Annotated in this window: 18 protein-coding genes; 12 read left to right on the top strand and 6 right to left on the bottom strand. The window is 63.2% G+C overall.

Annotation, left to right across the window (positions count from 1 at the left end; translation table 11 throughout):
- Nucleotides 1-102 precede the first annotated feature (102 nt).
- Nucleotides 103-510, bottom strand: coding sequence for a 4a-hydroxytetrahydrobiopterin dehydratase (locus tag JNB89_RS05290; RefSeq protein ID WP_220361530.1), 408 nt, complete (start codon nucleotides 508-510; stop codon nucleotides 103-105).
- Nucleotides 511-1023: 513 nt separating this feature from the next.
- On the opposite strand from JNB89_RS05290, the gene JNB89_RS05295 reads away from it, so the two are divergent.
- The 11 genes from JNB89_RS05295 (at nucleotide 1024) to JNB89_RS05345 (ending at nucleotide 11786) form a co-directional block, all read left to right on the top strand.
- Complete coding sequence (locus JNB89_RS05295; RefSeq protein ID WP_135891433.1) at nucleotides 1024-2841, top strand: methanol/ethanol family PQQ-dependent dehydrogenase; 1818 nt, start codon at nucleotides 1024-1026, stop codon at nucleotides 2839-2841.
- 115 nt (nucleotides 2842-2956) lie between these two features.
- The gene (locus JNB89_RS05300; protein WP_013342904.1) at nucleotides 2957-3376 is read left to right on the top strand and encodes a c-type cytochrome; all 420 of its coding nucleotides are present in this window, start codon (nucleotides 2957-2959) and stop codon (nucleotides 3374-3376) included.
- A 30-nt stretch (nucleotides 3377-3406) separates the two neighbouring features.
- On the top strand, nucleotides 3407-4318 hold the full coding sequence (locus tag JNB89_RS05305; protein ID WP_220361531.1) for a substrate-binding domain-containing protein: 912 nt from the start codon (nucleotides 3407-3409) through the stop codon (nucleotides 4316-4318).
- A gap of 119 nt (nucleotides 4319-4437) precedes the next feature.
- A complete protein-coding gene (locus tag JNB89_RS05310) occupies nucleotides 4438-5214 on the top strand; it encodes a hypothetical protein (protein ID WP_431026576.1) in 777 nt (258 codons plus the stop codon).
- An 11-nt stretch (nucleotides 5215-5225) separates the two neighbouring features.
- Nucleotides 5226-6215 carry a LysR family transcriptional regulator gene (locus tag JNB89_RS05315; RefSeq protein ID WP_013342907.1) on the top strand — a complete coding sequence of 330 codons (990 nt, stop codon included), beginning with the start codon at nucleotides 5226-5228 and terminating at the stop codon, nucleotides 6213-6215.
- A gap of 52 nt (nucleotides 6216-6267) precedes the next feature.
- Nucleotides 6268-7287 carry an AAA family ATPase gene (locus JNB89_RS05320; protein ID WP_013342908.1) on the top strand — a complete coding sequence of 340 codons (1020 nt, stop codon included), beginning with the start codon at nucleotides 6268-6270 and terminating at the stop codon, nucleotides 7285-7287.
- A gap of 3 nt (nucleotides 7288-7290) precedes the next feature.
- Entirely contained in the window at nucleotides 7291-8172 is an 882-nt protein-coding gene (locus JNB89_RS05325) for a DUF58 domain-containing protein (RefSeq protein WP_220361533.1), read from the top strand.
- Between the two features lie 92 nt (nucleotides 8173-8264).
- Nucleotides 8265-9161: a calcium incorporation protein MxaA gene (locus JNB89_RS05330; protein WP_431026580.1), complete on the top strand. Its 897-nt coding sequence runs from the start codon at nucleotides 8265-8267 to the stop codon at nucleotides 9159-9161.
- Nucleotides 9162-9175: 14 nt separating this feature from the next.
- Nucleotides 9176-10156 (top strand): vWA domain-containing protein, encoded by a 981-nt coding sequence (locus JNB89_RS05335; RefSeq protein WP_220361534.1) that lies wholly within the window; start codon nucleotides 9176-9178, stop codon nucleotides 10154-10156.
- A complete protein-coding gene (locus JNB89_RS05340; RefSeq protein ID WP_220361535.1) occupies nucleotides 10153-10722 on the top strand; it encodes a tetratricopeptide repeat protein in 570 nt (189 codons plus the stop codon). Before JNB89_RS05335 ends, JNB89_RS05340 begins: the two co-directional genes overlap by 4 nt.
- Nucleotides 10719-11786, top strand: a complete 1068-nt coding sequence (locus JNB89_RS05345; protein WP_431026577.1) for an MxaL protein — start codon at nucleotides 10719-10721, stop codon at nucleotides 11784-11786. The genes JNB89_RS05340 and JNB89_RS05345 overlap by 4 nt, the downstream gene beginning before the upstream one ends.
- 62 nt (nucleotides 11787-11848) lie before the next feature.
- Here JNB89_RS05345 and JNB89_RS05350 read toward each other — a convergent pair whose 3' ends face one another.
- Together JNB89_RS05350 and JNB89_RS05355 are read right to left on the bottom strand one after the other, a co-directional pair.
- Entirely contained in the window at nucleotides 11849-12772 is a 924-nt protein-coding gene (locus tag JNB89_RS05350) for an ATP adenylyltransferase family protein (RefSeq protein WP_220361536.1), read from the bottom strand.
- Nucleotides 12773-12903: 131 nt separating this feature from the next.
- Nucleotides 12904-13725 (bottom strand): LysR substrate-binding domain-containing protein, encoded by an 822-nt coding sequence (locus JNB89_RS05355; protein WP_220361655.1) that lies wholly within the window; start codon nucleotides 13723-13725, stop codon nucleotides 12904-12906.
- 135 nt (nucleotides 13726-13860) lie between these two features.
- Between JNB89_RS05355 and JNB89_RS05360 the strand changes: the two genes are divergently transcribed.
- Complete coding sequence (locus JNB89_RS05360) at nucleotides 13861-14712, top strand: alpha/beta fold hydrolase (RefSeq protein WP_220361537.1); 852 nt, start codon at nucleotides 13861-13863, stop codon at nucleotides 14710-14712.
- A 107-nt stretch (nucleotides 14713-14819) separates the two neighbouring features.
- Here the strand turns inward: JNB89_RS05360 and JNB89_RS05365 are convergent, their stop codons facing one another.
- The 3 genes from JNB89_RS05365 to JNB89_RS05375 all read right to left on the bottom strand — a co-directional run bounded on the left by JNB89_RS05365 (nucleotide 14820) and on the right by JNB89_RS05375 (nucleotide 18407).
- Nucleotides 14820-16043 carry an acyltransferase family protein gene (locus JNB89_RS05365; protein ID WP_220361538.1) on the bottom strand — a complete coding sequence of 408 codons (1224 nt, stop codon included), beginning with the start codon at nucleotides 16041-16043 and terminating at the stop codon, nucleotides 14820-14822.
- A gap of 85 nt (nucleotides 16044-16128) precedes the next feature.
- Nucleotides 16129-17130 carry a glycosyltransferase family A protein gene (locus JNB89_RS05370; protein WP_013342918.1) on the bottom strand — a complete coding sequence of 334 codons (1002 nt, stop codon included), beginning with the start codon at nucleotides 17128-17130 and terminating at the stop codon, nucleotides 16129-16131.
- Between the two features lie 260 nt (nucleotides 17131-17390).
- Nucleotides 17391-18407, bottom strand: coding sequence for an ATP-grasp fold amidoligase family protein (locus JNB89_RS05375; protein WP_220361656.1), 1017 nt, complete (start codon nucleotides 18405-18407; stop codon nucleotides 17391-17393).
- Nucleotides 18408-18422 lie beyond the last annotated feature (15 nt).

Here is an 18422-nt window from a genome sequence, read left to right on the forward strand (position 1 = left end):
CGCCGCATCGCGGGAGACATGGCGACGGCATGTCGGATCTCGCGGCAGGCGGCGCACGACGTCAAGCGAAAGCCGTACCAGCACCGCCGCACGATGCGCGGGTCAACCTTGCTCGGCTGCCCGTGAAGGCTTCGCCGCGTCGTACTTGATGTAGCGAAAGCGCTGGTCGTCGCCGGGTGTGCCTTCCAGTGGACCGCCCTCGGTGCCGGGCTGCCACTGGATGAACGACTCGATCTTGCTCGCGAGCGCAAAGTCCTTGTCGGTGATGCCCTTTGCCGAATGCGTCTTGAGCTTGACGATCACGAATGCATAGGAGACCGTCAGATCGGGGTGATGCCACGCGGCCTCTGCGAGGTGGCCCACTGCGTTCACCACCATCAAGGTGCCTTTCCAGCTTTCGGTGCGGTACTTGCGCCGCAGCCAGCCGTCTTCGAGATACCAGTGCTGTAGCGGTCCGACGAGACGCTGCTGGATCTCGTCGTCGGAATAGACCTTCTCTGTGCTTGCCATGGGCGCTCCTTAGCGGATGTTGGATCGATCGGGAAACCTCATGTTGCGCTGCAATTGATGCGGCACGCGACTGGCGCTCGTGCGTCGTTCTCGCGCCGCGGCGGCCGGTTCGCGGCGTGCCTCGGGACGGACACGCTTCGTACCGGACCATGACACAGTATGTTCCACATGCCGCGAGAGCGTGGCGTCACGACGTGACACCGTCGTCGCGTCGTGCGCGTCATCACCGCGCGACGCACGCGCCGCACGTCGATGCCGGCGGTGCCCGGCGCGCGGCGCGCGGCGTGGTGCACGATGAGCGCGCGTCGTTATGCACACCGCGTAGTGGCGGCGTACGTGCGCAGCGATGCTGCCGCACCGGCATGGAATATGCGTTGGCCGTCATGCGCCGCGAAACCCGACAACGATTGGGAATGGCGCTGATCGTTACCCTGCTCCGTGGAGGCGCGCCCGGTGCGACGAGGTAGCGTGGGTCATTCGTGAGTTGAACAGCAAGACCATTCTGGAGGAGACATGAACTTACGCACCACGGTTCTTGGGCTCGCGATCCTCGCGTCGGCAGCCTTGAGCTCTATCGTTGCACAGGCCGATCCGCAGCTCGACGGTGTCATGAAAAGTCCGTCGAACTGGGCGACGCAGGCGGGCGACTATGCGAATCACCGCTACAGTCCACTCAAGCAGATCAACGAAAGCAACGTCGGCAAACTTCAGGTCGCATGGACCATGTCGACCGGCGTGCTGCGCGGCCATGAAGGCGCGCCGCTCGTGATCGGCGACACCATGTATATCCACTCGCCGTTTCCTAACAAGGTGATAGCGATCAACCTCAAGGATCAGACTTTCATCTGGCAGTACCAACCGAAACAGGACGACTCGGTTGTCTCCGTGATGTGCTGCGACACGGTCAATCGCGGGCTTGCCTATGGCGACGGCAAGATCTTCCTGCAGCAGGCCGACACCAAGCTCGTCGCGTTGGACGCAAAATCGGGCGACGTGGTGTGGACCGCGCAGAACGGCAATCCGAAGGCCGGCGAAACCAATACGAATGCGCCGCATGTATTCGGCGACAAGGTGCTCACGGGCATCTCGGGCGGCGAGTTCGGCGTGCGCGGACGCCTGATCGCCTACGACATCAAGACCGGCAAGCCGGCCTGGACGGCGTACAGCACCGGTCCGGACAAGGACATGCTGATGGACCCCGACAAGACGATGACCTACACCGACGGCAAGATGGTGCCGGTGGGTGCGGACTCGTCGCTGAAGTCGTGGAAGGGCGATCAGTGGAAGCTCGGCGGCGGCACCACGTGGGGCTGGTATGCATGGGATCCGAAGCTGAACCTTGTCTACTACGGCACGGGCAATCCGGGCACGTGGAACCCGACGCAACGTCCGGGCGACAACAAGTGGTCAATGTCCATCTTCGCGCGCGATCTGAATACCGGCATGGCGAAGTGGGTCTATCAGATGACGCCGCATGACGAGTGGGACTACGACGGCGTGAATGAAATGATCCTGTCCGACCTGACGATCGACGGCAAGAAAGTGCCCGCCATCGTTCACTTCGATCGCAACGGCTTCGGCTACACGTTGAACCGCGAGAGCGGCCAACTGCTGGTGGCGCAGAAGTACGATCCGGCCGTGAACTGGGCCGACAGCGTCGATCTGAAGAGCGGCAAGCCGGTTCGCAACGTCGCGTATTCGACGCAGGCAGCGGGCTCGGATCACAACGTGAAGGGCATCTGCCCGGCGGCGCTCGGCTCGAAGGATCAGCAGCCGGCAGCGTTCGACCCGAACTCGAGCCTCTTCCTCGTGCCGACCAACCACGTCTGCATGGATTACGAGCCGTTCGATGTCGACTACGTGTCGGGTCAGCCGTATGTGGGCGCCACGCTGTCCATGTATCCCGGTCCGAACGAGAACAAGGCGATGGGCAATTTCATCGCGTGGGATGCGGCCAAAGGCAAGATCGTCTGGTCCAAGCCGGAGAAGTTCTCGGTGTGGTCGGGCGCGCTCGCCACGGCTGGCGGCATTGCGTTCTACGGCACGCTCGAAGGCTACCTGAAGGCAGTGCGCATCAAGGACGGCAAGGAACTGTGGCGCTTCAAGACGCCGTCGGGAATTATCGGCAACGTGTTCACATACCAGTATCAGGGTAAGCAGTACGTGGGCGTGTACTCGGGCATCGGCGGCTGGGCCGGCATCGGCATGGCGGCGGGTCTCGAGAAGTCGACGGAAGGTCTGGGCGCGGTGGGCGGTTATCGCGAGCTTGCGAAGTACACGGCGCTCGGCGGCACGCTGTTCGTGTTCGCCATTCCGGGCGGCAACAGCTAACAGGGTCAGCAGCAAGCGGCCAGCAGTAGCTGGTCGAAGTCATCGGGGCCGCGTCCTCGCCATGCGTCGACGAAACGCAGCGAGGCGCGGTCCTACCTTGAGGAGACATTTGCATATGAAAGGCCGATCAATCTTGTTGCGGGCGGCACTGCCCGTCCTTTTCGTCGTGCTGCCTGTCACGTATGCCCAGACCAATCCCGCGATTGCCCAGGTGGCGTACAAGGTGGTCGACGGCAGCAAGGTGGACAGCAATACGTTTCAAGGATGGAAGACCTGGCGCGCGCTTGCCTGCGAGCGCTGCCACGGCGCGCAGCAGCAGGGCATGGTGGGGCCGTCGCTCGTCGAGGCGTTGAAGACGCTCGACAAGAACGAGTTCCATCGCACCGTATTCGGCGGGCGCGTCGACAAGGGCATGCCCGACTTCAGTTCCAGCCAGATGATGCAAAAGAACTGGGAGAACCTTTACGCCTATCTGAAAGGGCGTTCGGACGGGCAGATCAAGCCCGGCGATCTGCAGGCCATCGACGCGAAATAACGGCGGCGGCTCTACTTCAGGAGGTGCTCGATGCGTCATCGCAAATCAATGCACGCGCATGCCGCGCTCGTCGCGGGCGCGCTGTGCTACGCGGCGCTCGCAAGCGGCGCTGTTCGCGCCCAGGGCGAGGCGCTGCCCAACAACGACGGCGCCGACGGCGTGCTGCGCGTTTGCGCCGACCCCAACAACATGCCGCTGTCGAACAACAAGGGCGAGGGTTACGAGAACCGCATCGCGAGCCAGATGGCAAGCGACTTCGGCTACAAGCTCGAATACACCTACTTTCCGCAGCGCATGGGGTTCGTCCGCCACACGTTGCGCGAGAAGGTGCCGGAGACCGGCGCGTATAAGTGCGATCTGATTATCGGCGTGCCGAAAGGCTACGACCTGACCTCGACCACGCAGCCGTATATGCGCTCCACTTATGCGATGGTGTTCAAGAAGCGGCCCGAATTCGCCGGCATCAACACGCCGGACGATCTGCTGAAGCTGCCGCCCGACCAGTTGCACAAGCTGCGCTTCGGGATTTTCACGCAGACGCCTGCCGTGGACTGGCTGCTCGGTCACAACCTGATCGATCAGGCGGTGTCGTATCGGGTGCAAAGCGGCGATCCACAGGAATATCCCGGCCAGATGATCGAGCGCGATCTGCAGGCGGGCAATGTCGACGTGGTGTTCCTGTGGGGGCCGATTGCCGGCTACTTCGCGAAGCGCTCCGGCGATTCGGTGAAGCTCGTGCCGTTCCCGGCCACCCCCGGCATCCGGTTCGACTATACGATTTCGATGGGCGTGCGCTACGGCGAGAAAGCGTGGAAGGACAAGGTCGATCAATGGATCGGCGCGAATCACGACAAGATCGACAGCATTCTCACGAGCTATGAGGTGCCGCTGCTCAAGCCCGTCGACGCGCCGGCGGGCAAACCCGCGGACGCCTCGCCATGACGGCGTGGCGCGGCGCTTTATGCCGCGGAGCACGGCGCGCGCTCGCGGCGTGCGCGGCGAGCCTTGCATGTGCGACAGGCGGCGCGAGCATAGCGGGGGTGATGGGTGCGAGGCGTGCCATGCGTGCGATCGGCGCTGCCGCCGTAGCGGGCGCTATCGGCATGACAGCTGCGGTCGGCTTTCCCGCCACCGTGCAGGCGGCCGCGCCTGCGCCCGGCACTGGCGAGATTTCGCCCGCCGAGCGGCTGATCTTCACCACCGACCATCTGCACGGCATCGCCCAGCAAACCGAGCTCGACTATGCACTGCTCAATTCGGACCCGCCCGCGCACGGCAGCGATACCGTCAAGGTGCTGGTGACGAGTCCCGACAACGCGAAGGGCGACGCCCAGGTGTCGGACCACACCGGCGCAGTGCCGTTGCCGAACGGCGGTTTGCAGTGCAATCCCGTCATCATCTATTTTCTCGAGCGCGACATTGCCGAGATGGAGCATCTGACGGGCGGCAAGCGCCGCTATTTCCAGCAGCGCGTGCGGCTCGCGCTCGCGGCCGGCCCGAAGATCGAAACGGTGACGAGCCAGATAGACGGCAAGCCGGTGAAGGCGCAGCAGATCGTCGTGCAGCCGTTTCTCGACGACCCCAACGCCGCGCGTTTTGCGCAGTACACGGGCAAGCGCTATACGTTCGTGATTTCGACTACGGTGCCGGGCCAGGTCGCGCTGATTCGCACGGACGTGCCGGGCGCGAACAACGATTTCGCGCATCCGCTGCAAAGCCGCACGCTCAGCTTTCAGGCCGCGCTGCGCAAGCTGCCGCCCGCGGGCAATGCACCCGGCGCGCCGCATTCGCCGAACGAGTCCGTCAAGCCGTCGAACGCGCCGCGCGCGAGCCGGTAGCGGGCACGGCCGTGAATTTCGTCCGCTCGCTCACGCTGCGTCAGTTGCAGATTTTCGTCGTGGCAAGCCGCTATACGAGCTTCGCCCGCGCCGCCGAGGAATTGCATCTGACGCAGCCGGCCGTGTCGATGCAGATTCATCAACTCGAAGAGGCCGTGGGCCTGCGCCTTTTCGAGCGCATCTCGCGCAAGCTGTCGTTGACCGAGGCGGGCGAGCGGTTCAGCCATCACGCGAGCCGCATTCTCGGCGAAATCAAGGACGCCGAAGACGCGATGACGTCGCTCAAGCAGGCCGACAGCGGCTCGCTCGCGGTGGGCATCGTCAGTTCGGCAACGTATTTCGCGCCCAAGCTGCTCGCCATGTATTCGCATATCTACCCCAAGGTAGACGTGCACTTCTCGGTCGGTAACCGGGACGCACTGCTGCGCCTCCTGCAGGACAACGCAATCGACCTGGCAATCATGGGACGCCCGCCGCCCGAGCTCGATACGACGAGCGAGCCGCTTGCATGGCATCCGCAAGTGGTGATCGCGCCGGTGGATCATCCGCTTGCCGGGGCGCGGCGTTTCGACTTGCAGGAGTTGCGCGGCGACACGTTCTTGCTGCGCGAACCCGGCTCAGGCACACGCATGGCCGCCGAGGACATGTTCAGGCAGCATCTTTTCACGCCCGCCAAAGTCGTCACGCTGGGCAGCAACGAAACCATCAAGCAGGCGGTGATAGCGGGTATGGGCGTGAGCCTCATTTCGTTGCATACGTTGCTGCTGGAATTGCGTACCAAGGAACTGGCCGTGCTCGATGTGAACGGCACGCCCATCGAGCGCACGTGGCAGATCGTGCATTTGCGCGCCAAGCAGCTTTCGCCGACCTGCATGATCTTCCGGCAATTTCTGCTCGAAGAGGCCGCTGCCTATCTGGAGCGCGAGTATGCGCCGTTCGTGCCGTTGCCCGGCAAGTCTGCGAAGGTCCTGCAAAAGGCGGTCGACGATGCATCTGCGTGAAGCACATTTTTGCCGACGGCGCGGTGTTTGCCCGTCATAGGAGATTGCACCGATGGGTTCCAGCGAACAGCTTCAGGACTGGCGTCTGCACGCGCTACAAATCGAGGAACAGGTCGCGAGCGCGGTAATCGGTCAGCCGCAGGTGATCCGGCTCATTACCGTGGCGCTGTTTGCGCGCGGCCATGTGCTGCTGGAGGGGGGCGTGGGCGTCGGCAAGACGACCGTGTTGCGCGCCTTTGCGCGTGTCGTGGGCGGCGAGTTCGAGCGGGTGGAAGGCACCATCGACCTGATGCCGGGCGACCTCGTCTATCACACGTACGTCGATGCAGAAGGCCGGCCGCGTATCGATCCGGGGCCGCTTTTACGGCACGGCGAGCGGCTCACCACGTTCTTCTTCAACGAGATCAATCGCGCGCGTCCGCAGGTTCAGTCGCTGCTGTTGCGCGCGATGGCCGAGCGCTCTGTATGGGCGTTCGACCGCGAATACCGCTTTCCGCATATGACGGTGTTCGCCGATCGCAACAAGGTGGAGAAGGAAGAGACCTTCGAGCTCGCGTCGGCTGCGCGCGATCGCTTTCTGTTCGAACTGGGTATGCCGACGCCCGACGACGCCGACGTACGCCGCGCGCTCGTGTTCGACGCCGATTATCACGACGTGGACCGGTTGCTCTCGCGCCTGTCTGCCGGCATCGTGCCGTGGGAGCAGTTGAACCAGATCGGTGCTGCGATCCAGCACAGCGTGCAGGCAAGCGAAACGATAGAACGCTATGTGCTCGACATCTGGCAAGCCACCGAAACGCCGCAGCGTTTCGGCATCGCGCTCGAGGGCGTGGAGATGGAGCGGCTCGTTCTCGCTGGCGCGAGTCCGCGCGGCATGAGCGCGCTGCTGCGTGCGGCGCGCGTGGTCGCCTGGCTAGCGGGCCGCACCCATCTGATTCCGGAGGACATTCATGCGGTGCTGTTGCCCGCGCTTGGCCACCGCGTGTTCTTCACGCCGATCTACGAATTGCGCCGCCAGGAACTGGCCGAGGCGCTGATCGCGCAGATTGTCGGCAAACTGGCCGTGCCCTGAGCCATGAACGCCGTCGCAGAGTTTCATTACCGTTTGCCGATGCGTTCGGCGGGCGTTCGGCCAGGCTCGCATCGCGGCTCGAGTTTCGGTGCTGGCCAGGAGTTCGCGATGCACGGCCGCCTGTTCGACTATCCCGATCCGCGTCGCCTCGATCTGCGGGCCAGTGTGCGCGCGGCGCGTTCCGAATGGCTCGTGCGGGTGCATTTGCAGCGCGCCGCGGTGCCGGTGCAGGTGCTTGTCGACGTGTCCGCGTCGATGCGCTTCGGCACGCACCAAACCAAACTCGAGGTCGCCGCGGATTTTGTCGAAGCGCTGGGATACAGCGCATATCGCGTTGGCGACCCGCTCGGCATGCTGGCCTTCGACGAGCGCGCGCGCGACGATCTTTTCATGCCGCCGCGCTCGGGCCGGGGCATCGGCAATCTTCTGGCAACGATGCTGCGCGAGAACGCGCGCTCCAGCGTGAATGCAGTGTCGAGCAGCGGCGCCGGCTCCGGCGAAGCGTTGCGGCGCGTCGCGTCCAGTATCGCGGGCCGGCAGGCGCTGGTGTTTCTGGTCTCCGATTTTCATTGGCCGCTGACTGCGCTGCCCGCTGTGCTCGATCTGCTGGTGCATGCGTATGTGGTGCCCATTGTCGTGTGGGACGCCGCCGAGATAGCACCGCCTGCGGGCGGCCCGTTGCTCGCGGTTAGCGACGCCGAGTCCGGCAAGCAGCGCTCGCTGTGGTTGAGCCGCAGTGTGCGCGAGCGTTGGCGCGAAGGCGTAGCAAAACGCCGCGCCGAACTTTCGGCGACCTTCGGCAAGCGCGCGATACAGCCGTTCTTTATAGAAAGCGCTTTCGATCCGGAGGCCATGTCGCGTTACTTTCTGGAGGCGGTGGCATGAGCGCGCAAGAGCGAGGCTTGCTGCGCGGTTTGCTGCGCGGTTTGCTGCACGGTTCGCTGCGCGGTTCACTACGCGGCTTGCGGGCCGCGGTGATGGTCGCTGTCCTGCTTCTGCCCGCGCTGCTGCCGTCCATGAACCTCGCGGCAGCCGGCAACACGGCCAGCGGCGCCACTTTTCAGCCGACGGTGCAGCAACCGCGCGCCTTCGGCTATCTGCTCGGCGACGTTCTCACACAACGCATACTGCTGCAAGACGAGAGCCATGATGTCGGTTCCGTGACGCCGCCCTCGCTCGGGCGCACCGACGTGTGGCTCGAGCGTCGGCGTGTTCGCACCGAAACCGACAGCGACGGCCGCCGCTGGATGGCGATCGATTATCAGGTCGTCAACGTGCCGGCTGCGCTCGCGCAAATCGCGTTGCCGGCGTTGACGCTTGCATCGTCGTCGGGTGCAACGCTGCAAGTTGCGCAGTGGCCGCTCAGCATCGGTCCCGCCACTCCTGCCAATCCGTTCAATGCGGGCGACCTGCAAGCGCTGCGGCCTGACCGGCTCGCCGCGCCCGTGCCGACTGCGCCGTTGCGCCGGCAGGCGAGCATTGCCGGCGGGTTGTCGTTGCTCACGCTTCTGTGCTGGGCCGGCTGGTGGTGGTGGCGCAATGCGCGCGAGTCGGCGCGCCTGCCGTTTGCCCGTGCATGGCGGCAGATGCGGCGCATGCGGCCTTCCACCGGCCCGGACGCGCAGGCTTCTGCGGACGGATGGCTGTGCCTGCATCGCGCGCTGAACGAAACGGCGGGACACGTCGTCCACGCCGGTTCGCTGCCGGGCCTCTTCGTTCGGGCGCCGTATCTGCAACCGTTGCGTGCGCAACTGGAGCAGTTCTATCGGCAATCCGCGGAGCGCTTCTTTATGTCCGCTCCGGGCGCCGACGTGTATCCGCTGCGCAGCCTGTGCGAGGCGCTGTATCGCGCGGAACAGCGTCATCAGCGGTGAGCGCGGGGAACACTATGGCGCTCGATTTCGCCCACCCCTGGCTGCTCGTACTGTTGCCGCTCGCATTGCTGCCGCTACTGCCGCGTCGCGCGGACACGCTGACGTTTTCGTGGATCGCATGGCTGCCGGACGATCGCGCCGGACGCTGGATCGGCGCGCTCGCCAAGGGCTGTGCGGTGCTGGCGATGCTTGCGATCGTGAGCGGTCTGGCAGGCCCCGGCCGTTCTCCGCGCGAGGTGTCGCGCACGGGCAGCGGCGCCCAGATCATCCTTCTGATGGACCGCAGTGCGAGCATGGACGAGCCGATCGAGAGCAAGGGCGTGGAGGTGAGCGCGGGGGAATCGAAGAACAAGGTGGCGCGCGCTTCGCTGACGGAGTTCGTCGCGCAGCGACCGAACGACCGGCTCGCGTTCATGATGTTCGGCACGAGCCCGTTACTGGCCATGCCGTTTACCTACGACCATCGCGCAATCGACGCGGCCATTGCCGGTACGGCCGTGGGCCGCGGCATGCCCGACACGCAGCTTGATCTCGGGCTGCTGACGGCAATAGACGAGTTCAACGGGTCGCACTCGTCGAGCCGCCGTGCAATCGTGCTGGTGTCCGACGGCGGCGCGAAACTCAGCGCGCGCGTGCGGCAACTGATAGAAGAGGGCCTGCTGCGCAACCAGATCGCGCTGTACTTCATCTATCTTCGCAGCAGCGTTTACAGCCCGGATCTGAATGCCGCTCTACCTGCGAACGACTCGTCGGCAGAAGCCGAATTGCACCGCTACTTTCTTTCGCTCAAGACACCTTATCGTCTGTTCCAGACGGGCAATGCAAAAGCAATGAGGGACGCGATGGCCGAGATCAACCGTCAGCAGAGTGTGCAGACCACGTTTGTCGAGCGTTTGCCGCGCGAGGATCTGAGCGCGTATTGCTTTGCCGTTGCGCTTGCGGGTTGCGTGGCGCTCATCGGCTTGCGGCTCTTTCAGGTTCGGGTGTGGTCATGAAGCGCGCGTCGGTGCATATGATCTTCGCAACCGTCGCGCTATGCTGCGCGGCCGTGGCCGCGTATGACTGGCTTCGCCTGCGGCAAGCGGAGCAGGTGAACCTGACGGTTGCCGCCCTTGCGGCCACCGGCAACGCCGCGCCGAAAGAGCCGTCGCACGGAACGGGGCGCATGGACGATGCGCCGCAAGTGAGACTTGCGCGCGCAATCGCGCTGTCCAGACAGGGTGCTTACGATACGGCAGGCCCGTTGTTCGAGTCGCTGATTCGCGAGCAACCTGAAAGCGACACCGGGCGTGCGGCGTTGTTCGACCTCGGCAATCTGTACCTGCGCCAGGGCATCGGGCACGGCGCGGCGGGCGCAGTCGAATCGCTCGCGACGGTCGAGGAGGCGAAGGCACGCTACCGCAGCCTGTTGCGCATCGCACCGGACGATTGGGACGGGCGCTACAACCTCGAACGTGCATTGTGGCTCGTGCCCGAGACGCGTTCGGCTTCCAGTGCGCCCGACATCAAGGAGCAGCACGACGTGAAGGTTCGCGATCCGGAAAGCAAGGACCTGCCGTGAGCCTCGGCACACGCATGCGGGGCATGTTCGCGGGGCGTCACTGGACGACGGCCGCAGCGCTCGTGCTGCTGCTTCTCGCGCTCGTCTTGCCGCCGGTGCCGCTGCCGCGCAATGTCAGCAGCTACGTCGTCACGTTCGATATCACGCAGAGCATGAACGTGGAGGACACGGTGCGCAACGGCGCGCCGGTGAGCCGGCTCGCGTTTGCTCGCGCAGCAATGCGCGACGCGCTCGGACAATTGCCGTGCGGCTCGAAGATCGGCTGGAGCGCGTTTACCGGACAGCGCAGTTTCTTGCTGCTGCCGCCCGTCGAAGTCTGCGCGAACTACGACGCGCTGCTCGCGTCGCTCGACCGGATCGACGGGCAGATGCGCTGGACCAACTACAGTCGTATTGCCGAGGGCGGTGTCTATTCGGCGGTTCGTGTGGCGCAGGCGCTAGGCAGCAGCACGGCCGTGGCGTTCGTGACCGATGGGCAGGAGGCGCCGCCGCTGCTGCCTTCCGACGCGCTCAAGCAGGACATCAACCCCGCTCGCGTGAAAGGCTGGCTGATCGGCGTTGGCGGCGATCAGCCAGCGCCGATTCCGCGCAGCGACGCGCACGGCAACCGCATCGGCTACTGGCAGGCGGACGAGGTCGTGCAGGTTCCGCAGATGCATGCGTCCGCAACGCATGCGGCGAGTCATGAGGAATTGTCCGCGTTGCAGGGGCATTATCTGGCGACGGTGGCGGCGCAGGTCGGCTTCAACTATCGCCGCATGATCGACGCCGAGTCCCTGCGCGATGCGCTGCTGGATGAGCGGCTCAGTCGGCGTGAAACGGTGCCCACCGACCTGCGCTGGTGCCCGGCAGTCCTCGCGTTACTGCTGCTGGTGTGGCGCTTCATGCCAGAGAGTGCTGTTTCGTCGGTGCGGAGGCACTGGCGTTTTCGTTTGCGTTTGCGTTCGCGCGCGGAGCCTGTTGGACAATCGGATAGTTTGGCGCGAGGCGCTTCTACAGCTCGATTACGACATGCGGGCAGAGACGGCCGCGCGGTCCAGCAAAGCGGCGAGTACGTCGAATGAGGTAGTTGACCGTCCGACCTGACCCGAAACCCCTGCAAAAAACCACTCGCGCGGCGCCAAGGCTAGTCCCCCATATTTCCCGCGACGCGCAGCAGCAGAGTCATCGGACCGAGTTCCCGGATGGTTTGCATCTGCATGTCGTTGCGAACGAACAGCGAGCCCGCAAACCCGAGCGCGTTGACTGCAATACCCTCGGCAACTTCGGCGCGGCGAGGCACGAGCATCATCCATCGCGTGGTCACGAGCAGATTGTAGGGCGCCGATTGCCGTGCTTCGCCGTTTACGTCGACGGCGTGCAGACCCGTTGCATCGAGCAGATGCAGGTACTTGTCCAATGCGCTGGCCGCCAGTTCGAGCGGCCGGCCGGCGAGCTTCGCATCGAGGCGTGCAAACGCATGTGCAAATCCAAGGCCGGGCACCGTGCAGACCGTTGCATCATTCTCGGGCGCCTTCGCAAGCAGCGCCTCGATCGGTACATCAGGCGCGCTTTCGTCGAGCGGCAGCGGCACGATCTGCAGGTGCTTGTGAGGCTGACTCGCGCCTGCGGCCGTACCGCCGTTGTAAAACCCGAGGCCCTCGAACTGCGTGATGCAAGCGAACAGTGCGCGAAAGTCCGCCAGGTTCAGCAGGTTCTCCTGCGACTCGAAGCGGCGTGTCACCACCAGCAGATGGTGGTCGAGCACGTTGAACTTGTTGAGCAGAACGAGATGCGTGTCGGAGATATCGGCGACGAAAAGATTACGGTCGCAGGGCAGGAACGGGTTGGTCGTGAAGCTGCCGGCCGCTTCTGTCTTGCGTTGCTGTGCGTCCCGTTCCTTGCGTTCCAGACTCGATACTTGCCGGATCACAAAGCGCACACCGCCGTCTTCAATCGTCGTGCGGCTGGTTTGTATGGGGTGCAGCGCGCCGCACGCGAGCGCATGCCGGGTCTGGCGCAAGATGGCGGGCCACAGGTTGTGGGGCGGCGTGCGAGAGGGCGTGTTCATCAGAATGGGCGGCTTGGGTTCGGCGCGACGTGCAGCTGTCTTTATACACTTGCCGTGGAGTGTCGTGCCGCGTGTCTCCCAACCTGCGCCGCGGTCATTGTCGCCCTCGCGGCCACACGTGTAGCGGCAGCCTAGCGCCGCAATTCAGCGATGATCTTCTCGGCAAGAAAATCGCACGGCGGGCGTTTGGAGGCCGTGCTTCTCGCGAGCACCACTTCGAGCGCCGCGATTTCCGGCAAGCCTTGCGCCTGGCCAAGGAGCGCGAAGTGCGCGGGCACCGCGCACTGGGCGAGCGGGACCACGGCGAGTCCCGCTTCGGCCATCGACACCAGCCCCATCAAACTCGGGCTTTCATACGAGGTGCGATAGCTGATTCCCGCATGTTCGAGGCTGCGGATCGCATTCTCGCGGGCCACGCTGCCCGGCAGGAACACGGCAATCGGCAAGGGCCTCTCGCGCCAGATGTCGTGCGCGCTCGGCGATGCGGCCCACACCATCGGCTCGAGCCGCAGGAATTCTCCGGACAGACCCTTCACGCGCGTCGCGCAGACCAGATCGACGGAACCGTCTTTCACCATGGGCGCGAGCGCCACGCTCGGCAGGCCGACTACCCGAATCTCCACCTTTGGATAGGTGGCGGAAAATTTCTTGAGAATGGGCGGCAGCAGCGACGACGCGTAGTCGTCCGGCACGCCGATGCTCACGCGCCCAGTCACGTCGGGCCGCACCACGGCCGCCCACGCTTCGTCGCGCAAGGCCAGCATGCGGCGCGCGTAGGCGAGCAGCACTTCGCCGTCCTGGGTGGGCAGCACGCTCCTCGGCTTGCGCACGAAGAGCGGCTTGCCGAGTGCGGCTTCGAGCGTCTTGATCTGCATGCTGACAGCCGACTGGGACCGGTGCACGAGCTCCGCCGCACGGCTGATGTTGCCGGCGTCGGCCACGGTGACGATCATGGTCATCACGTCCAGATCGAGGGCTTTGAAGGGGGCGTTCACGGTTGATATCAGAAAAACAGATGGATCCCATCAATATTACGCGATTTTCTTAAATGTTGACCTGCGGCATAGTGCTGGCAAAGGAGCCAGTGTATGAACGCCCGAACCGACTTTTCCCTGCTTGCCGCGCCCGAACTCTCGTTTGCGACCATTGCCTCCGGCATTTGCGTGCCCTACGTCGAGTGTGGAGAAGGGGAGCCGCTCGTATTCGTGCACGGCTCGCTGTGCGACTACCGCTACTGGAGCGCGCAGACGGCGGCACTTTCGGCGCATTTTCGCTGCATTTCGGTGAGCCTGAGCCATTATTGGCCGGCTGGCGAGGCTTGTATTCAGGGCGAATTCGGCTGGCAGTCGCATGTGGCGGAACTGGCCGAGTTCATCGAGGCGCTTGCTATCGCGCCGGTCCATCTGGTCGGCCATTCGCGTGGCGGGTGCGTGGCATTCCACGTCGCGCGCGAATACCCGCGCCTCGTGAAGACGCTCACGCTCGCGGACCCCGGCGGTCCGTTGCAGATCGACGGCATGGCCGAGGCGTCGCTGCCCGCTGCGACCAACGCGCTGCGTGCGCGCGTGGCTGAACTGATCGAAGGCGGCGAAATCGACGCGGGGCTCGAACTGTTCGTCGACTCCGTGAGTGCGCCTGGCTCGTGGCGCAAGAGTTCGGTTGCTTTTCGCACGATGGCCGCCGATAACGCGGCCACCCTGCCCAAGCAGTTTCGCGATCCGCTGCCCGCGTATTCACGCGAGGCGGCGCGCGCTGTGCAATGCAGAACGCTGCTGATCGAAGGGCAACGCAGCCCGCGGATGTTCCGCAATAACGTCGAGAAGCTCGCGCAGTGGATCGACTACGCCGAGCGGCAGACCATTGCGGGCGCGTCGCACGGCATGAACGTGTCCAACGCGGGTGCGTTTAACCGGCTGGTACATTCGTTTGCGAGCTTCTGAGCGGCGGCTTGGCAACGCTGAGCCGCCTGCCGCATCTTGACGCCTGCTGCGCATGTTGGGCCTGCCGGGCTCGTTGGCCTTGGTGGGCCCTGACGCGGCCCGATTGCTCAGAGACTTCTCGCGCCGGCCGCCGGTGCGCGTGGCCTCGTCGTGAGGAGTCGGCCGCGAATCCAGTCTCTCAACGGAGCGACCAGCCGCTCCTGGAAATATACGGCCGCAATCACCGTTCCGATCAGATAGAGCGGATACGTCGCCATACTGGGTGCGACTTCTTTCGACGCCGCGACGCACTCGGAGAAGTGCGCCGCGCACCACAGCGGCGACTTGCCAATGGAAAGCAGCTTCAGCACCTTGATCAGAACGAGAAATATCGGGACATGAATCGCGAAGATCGAAAGCGCGGAGTTGCCAAGGCGAGTGGCCAGGGCGGCGAATCGCGACGGAACCGCGAGTCCTGCAAAGACGATGACGAGCAGCACCTCGGCGGGCATCAATGCGCCGTTGTGAACGACGTAGCGTGTGCTGAGCGAGCCATGTGACTCGAGCCATGCCGCCACCGCGAAAGAGCCTGCAAACACCAGCAACGCGGCACCAATCTTCGCCCGGCTCTCGTATAGCGCATCGAACTGTCCCTCGCGAAAGAGTCCGTATACGGCGATGCCGACGAGAAACTCAGGCAGGCGCAGCACCGGGTTGCGCATGACGATGCCCACAGCAACGGGACCGTACCAGTGCATCAGCGTCGCGACCACAGGCGGGATCAGATAGAGCACCCACAGCACGAATAGAAGCCGGACCTTGTTGCGTGCCTGGAGAACGCGCGGCGCGACGAACGGAAAGGCCAGATAGAAAAAGAACAGCGTTGCGAGCGACCATGACGGCGGATTCACCGACCCATACAGCGGATTCCACACTTGTAGCAGGAACAGGTTCAGAACGAAGTTGACGATCGTTTCGGTCGAACCTAGCGTGACGAAATGCTCGCCATCGTCGAGCGTCATGAGCGCGAACTGGTGGAATCCTCGCGTGCCTGCGACGGAGACGAGCAGCACCAGTACCAGAGCGATCAGATGCACCGGGTAAAGGTTGGACAGGCGCTTCACGAAGAACTCGCGCGTGCCGCCGCGCAGTTCCGTCGTGCGACCGAAGTAGACGTGGGCGAGAATGAAGCCAGACAGAATGAAAAATGAACTGGTGGCAAATCCACCGAGATTGGCCAATTCGACGAGCGGCAAGGTCACGTACTGGGGGTACTGATGTATCGAGTGAAAGACCATCAGATAAACGGCCAGTGCAAAGCGAAGCACGTCGAGACCCACGAACTTGTTCATCATCATGTCCACGCAAGATGGGGTTACGCAGAAGGAATTGCGTTTCGCCGCAATGCGGTAGCAAGCGGCGAATCATTTCGGATCGCTAAAGGCGACGCCGCGCAAGAGGGTTGGCAATATAACGAACGGCGAAATCGGAAAGTGCGGAAAAAGGCAAGAGGCAGAGACTCGATAAAGCGAGCGTGCCAATCTTCTTCTTGTAGCTCCAGAACGGGTTGCCGACTATCGAGCGAAAATAGCTGTGCGACTGGCGGCTCACCCACTTCCAACGCTTCGTGAACGGCGCCTGATAGACGGCAGAACAAAAGTGCGACTTCTCGAGCGAAAAATCATAGAACGACAGCGGTAGTTCAATGCCGAGGCGCGCGCGTGCCATCTGCCGGAGAATCGCCCAACGTTTGGTCAATGCCTTTGGCGCCTTGTCGCTGCTTTCCGAGTTTGCGAAATCAATTCCCGCGTGTTCGGTGCGATGCACGCGGTATGCGCCGAGCGACTCGCAAATGGTCGCGACGGCTCCGAGCAGCGCAACGCCGTATATCGCATAGAAGTCTGCCCCGTAACGATTGATGTTGGCTTCCGGCACAGGAAAAATCTTTCGCAATGCGCTGGTCCGATATGCATTGCCCGAGGCCGGCGGAGACGGATACAACCACCCCTGGCGCAGCAGGCTGCCGCAGTCTTTTGGAGCCGCCGAATGCGGCACGTAACTGCCGGAAGCTTTGCCCGCCCGGTCGATAACGTCGAGCCGGAATTGCACCTTGACGAAATTGCCGGTCTCGAACTTGTGCATGACTTTGGAAACCGCATGCGCATACAACAGATCGTCGGAATCGAGCAGCATGACGAATTCCGTGTCGATCATATTTACCGCGTCGTTATAAGCGGAGACCTGACCGCCGTTCTGCTTGTAGAGCGATTTGATGCGGCTGCCGTAGCTTTCAATAATGTCTCGCGAGCCGTCTGTCGATCCGTCGTCAATCACCAGTACCTGCGTTGCGGGATAGTCCTGGGCAAGTGCCGAGTCGATTGCCTGGGCGAGAAAGCGGCCGTAGTTGTAATTGCAGATGACGATCGTCACGTTTTGCATATCTCTTCACCTGTCGTAAACCGAAACCGCAAGGTAGCGGCAATAATCGTCCGCGTCGGCGCATCCGGTTGCACGGATATCTGCCGAACTGGCACAAATCAATTTACCTTTCCGTTCGTTGCGCCGCCAACAAACGTAATGCGATATGTGCGGTCGATAACACAGCTTTCTGCGGCTCAGCGCGTGCTTCGGTAAAGCCGGGACAACGCGCCAGTGCGGCGCGCCGGCTCGCGACAAACTTGCCGAAAAATCGGCAAGCGCTACGCCGTACTGCTGGCAGGAGTCGGTAAAGGCGGTCGCGCGGACAGGAATGCATCGGGCACGAGTTTCCCCCACTCGTAGTCAACCCGGTCCGGTGTGAAGGGCAGCACGCCCGCGCCAGGCGTGAAAGTCAGCTCGCCGAAAAAGAGCTCATTGTCCGGCGCGTACAGGTCCACGCGAACATAGTCGAAGTCCTCAGAGAGCTTTCTTGCCGCAGCCAGAATAGCGTCCAGATTCTCGGGGCGCGGCGCGGGTGTTGGGCTCGGTTTGTAGGCGCCAATGGCCATGTCGAGATGATTCCAGGCGGCGTCGTAAATATCGCCGCGCGTATTCGCGCCGAAGCGGTCTGAAATCACCAGAATGTAAATGAGCGGCCGCCCGCTTCGTCCGCCGAAGCAGTGCAGTTTGTAGTCGGCGGGAATCTGGTCGCTACTGTCCAGCAACAGTTGTTCGAGGAAGATGCGCGGCTTGATTTGCCGGTAGTGTTTTTCCCGCGCAATCTTGTAGAAGTCGAGCGTGAGCCAGTAATCAGCGAGTTCTCGTAGTTGTTCGAATGAGCGCGCCGATTTGTCTCTCACCACCTCCACATAGCTGCTGCCGTGGTTCGCTTTCATGACGAAAGAGTTGGGCAACGCGTCGAATACTTCTCTCGTAAAGACGTCCGGGGCCGCCAGCAGCGGTATTACATGTCTTTCTCCCAGCTTTCTCGCGACATACTCACGCACCGTGAGCTTGTCGGTCAGCTCCGCGAACCACGGGTCGGGCCGCAGGCTTTTCTGCAAGATCTTCTCGTTGAAAGTGGTGGGGTTGAACAGGTTGGGATAGCGGCCTATTTCCTTGTGATGCAACAAGGCCAGGAACAGGGGCGCAGGCAGCAGCGACTTGGCTGCTTCCCTTACTTTACGCAGAGTCGACTGCCGGCGAGCCGGCGCGGTACGCTCTGCGATTCGCACTTCCTGCTGCGGCACGGACGTGCCGGCTTCACCCGTAAACTGCACTGAGTTGGTCGTCGTCATTTTTCGAGTCCTGTC

The sequence above is a fragment of the Paraburkholderia phenoliruptrix genome (genome assembly GCF_019511605.1).
In the GTDB taxonomy this organism is placed as follows: domain Bacteria; phylum Pseudomonadota; class Gammaproteobacteria; order Burkholderiales; family Burkholderiaceae; genus Paraburkholderia; species Paraburkholderia phenoliruptrix_A.

Coding starts and splice junctions, on each gene's coding strand:
- JNB89_RS05290 (WP_220361530.1), bottom strand. CDS start 510: ATGGCAAGCACAGAGAAGGTCTATTCCGACGACGAGATCCAGCAGCGT.
- JNB89_RS05295 (WP_135891433.1), top strand. CDS start 1,024: ATGAACTTACGCACCACGGTTCTTGGGCTCGCGATCCTCGCGTCGGCA.
- JNB89_RS05300 (WP_013342904.1), top strand. CDS start 2,957: ATGAAAGGCCGATCAATCTTGTTGCGGGCGGCACTGCCCGTCCTTTTC.
- JNB89_RS05305 (WP_220361531.1), top strand. CDS start 3,407: ATGCGTCATCGCAAATCAATGCACGCGCATGCCGCGCTCGTCGCGGGC.
- JNB89_RS05310 (WP_431026576.1), top strand. CDS start 4,438: ATGCGTGCGATCGGCGCTGCCGCCGTAGCGGGCGCTATCGGCATGACA.
- JNB89_RS05320 (WP_013342908.1), top strand. CDS start 6,268: ATGGGTTCCAGCGAACAGCTTCAGGACTGGCGTCTGCACGCGCTACAA.
- JNB89_RS05325 (WP_220361533.1), top strand. CDS start 7,291: ATGAACGCCGTCGCAGAGTTTCATTACCGTTTGCCGATGCGTTCGGCG.
- JNB89_RS05330 (WP_431026580.1), top strand. CDS start 8,265: ATGGTCGCTGTCCTGCTTCTGCCCGCGCTGCTGCCGTCCATGAACCTC.
- JNB89_RS05335 (WP_220361534.1), top strand. CDS start 9,176: ATGGCGCTCGATTTCGCCCACCCCTGGCTGCTCGTACTGTTGCCGCTC.
- JNB89_RS05340 (WP_220361535.1), top strand. CDS start 10,153: ATGAAGCGCGCGTCGGTGCATATGATCTTCGCAACCGTCGCGCTATGC.
- JNB89_RS05350 (WP_220361536.1), bottom strand. CDS start 12,772: ATGAACACGCCCTCTCGCACGCCGCCCCACAACCTGTGGCCCGCCATC.
- JNB89_RS05355 (WP_220361655.1), bottom strand. CDS start 13,725: ATGATCGTCACCGTGGCCGACGCCGGCAACATCAGCCGTGCGGCGGAG.
- JNB89_RS05360 (WP_220361537.1), top strand. CDS start 13,861: ATGAACGCCCGAACCGACTTTTCCCTGCTTGCCGCGCCCGAACTCTCG.
- JNB89_RS05365 (WP_220361538.1), bottom strand. CDS start 16,043: ATGAACAAGTTCGTGGGTCTCGACGTGCTTCGCTTTGCACTGGCCGTT.
- JNB89_RS05370 (WP_013342918.1), bottom strand. CDS start 17,130: ATGCAAAACGTGACGATCGTCATCTGCAATTACAACTACGGCCGCTTT.
- JNB89_RS05375 (WP_220361656.1), bottom strand. CDS start 18,407: ATGACGACGACCAACTCAGTGCAGTTTACGGGTGAAGCCGGCACGTCC.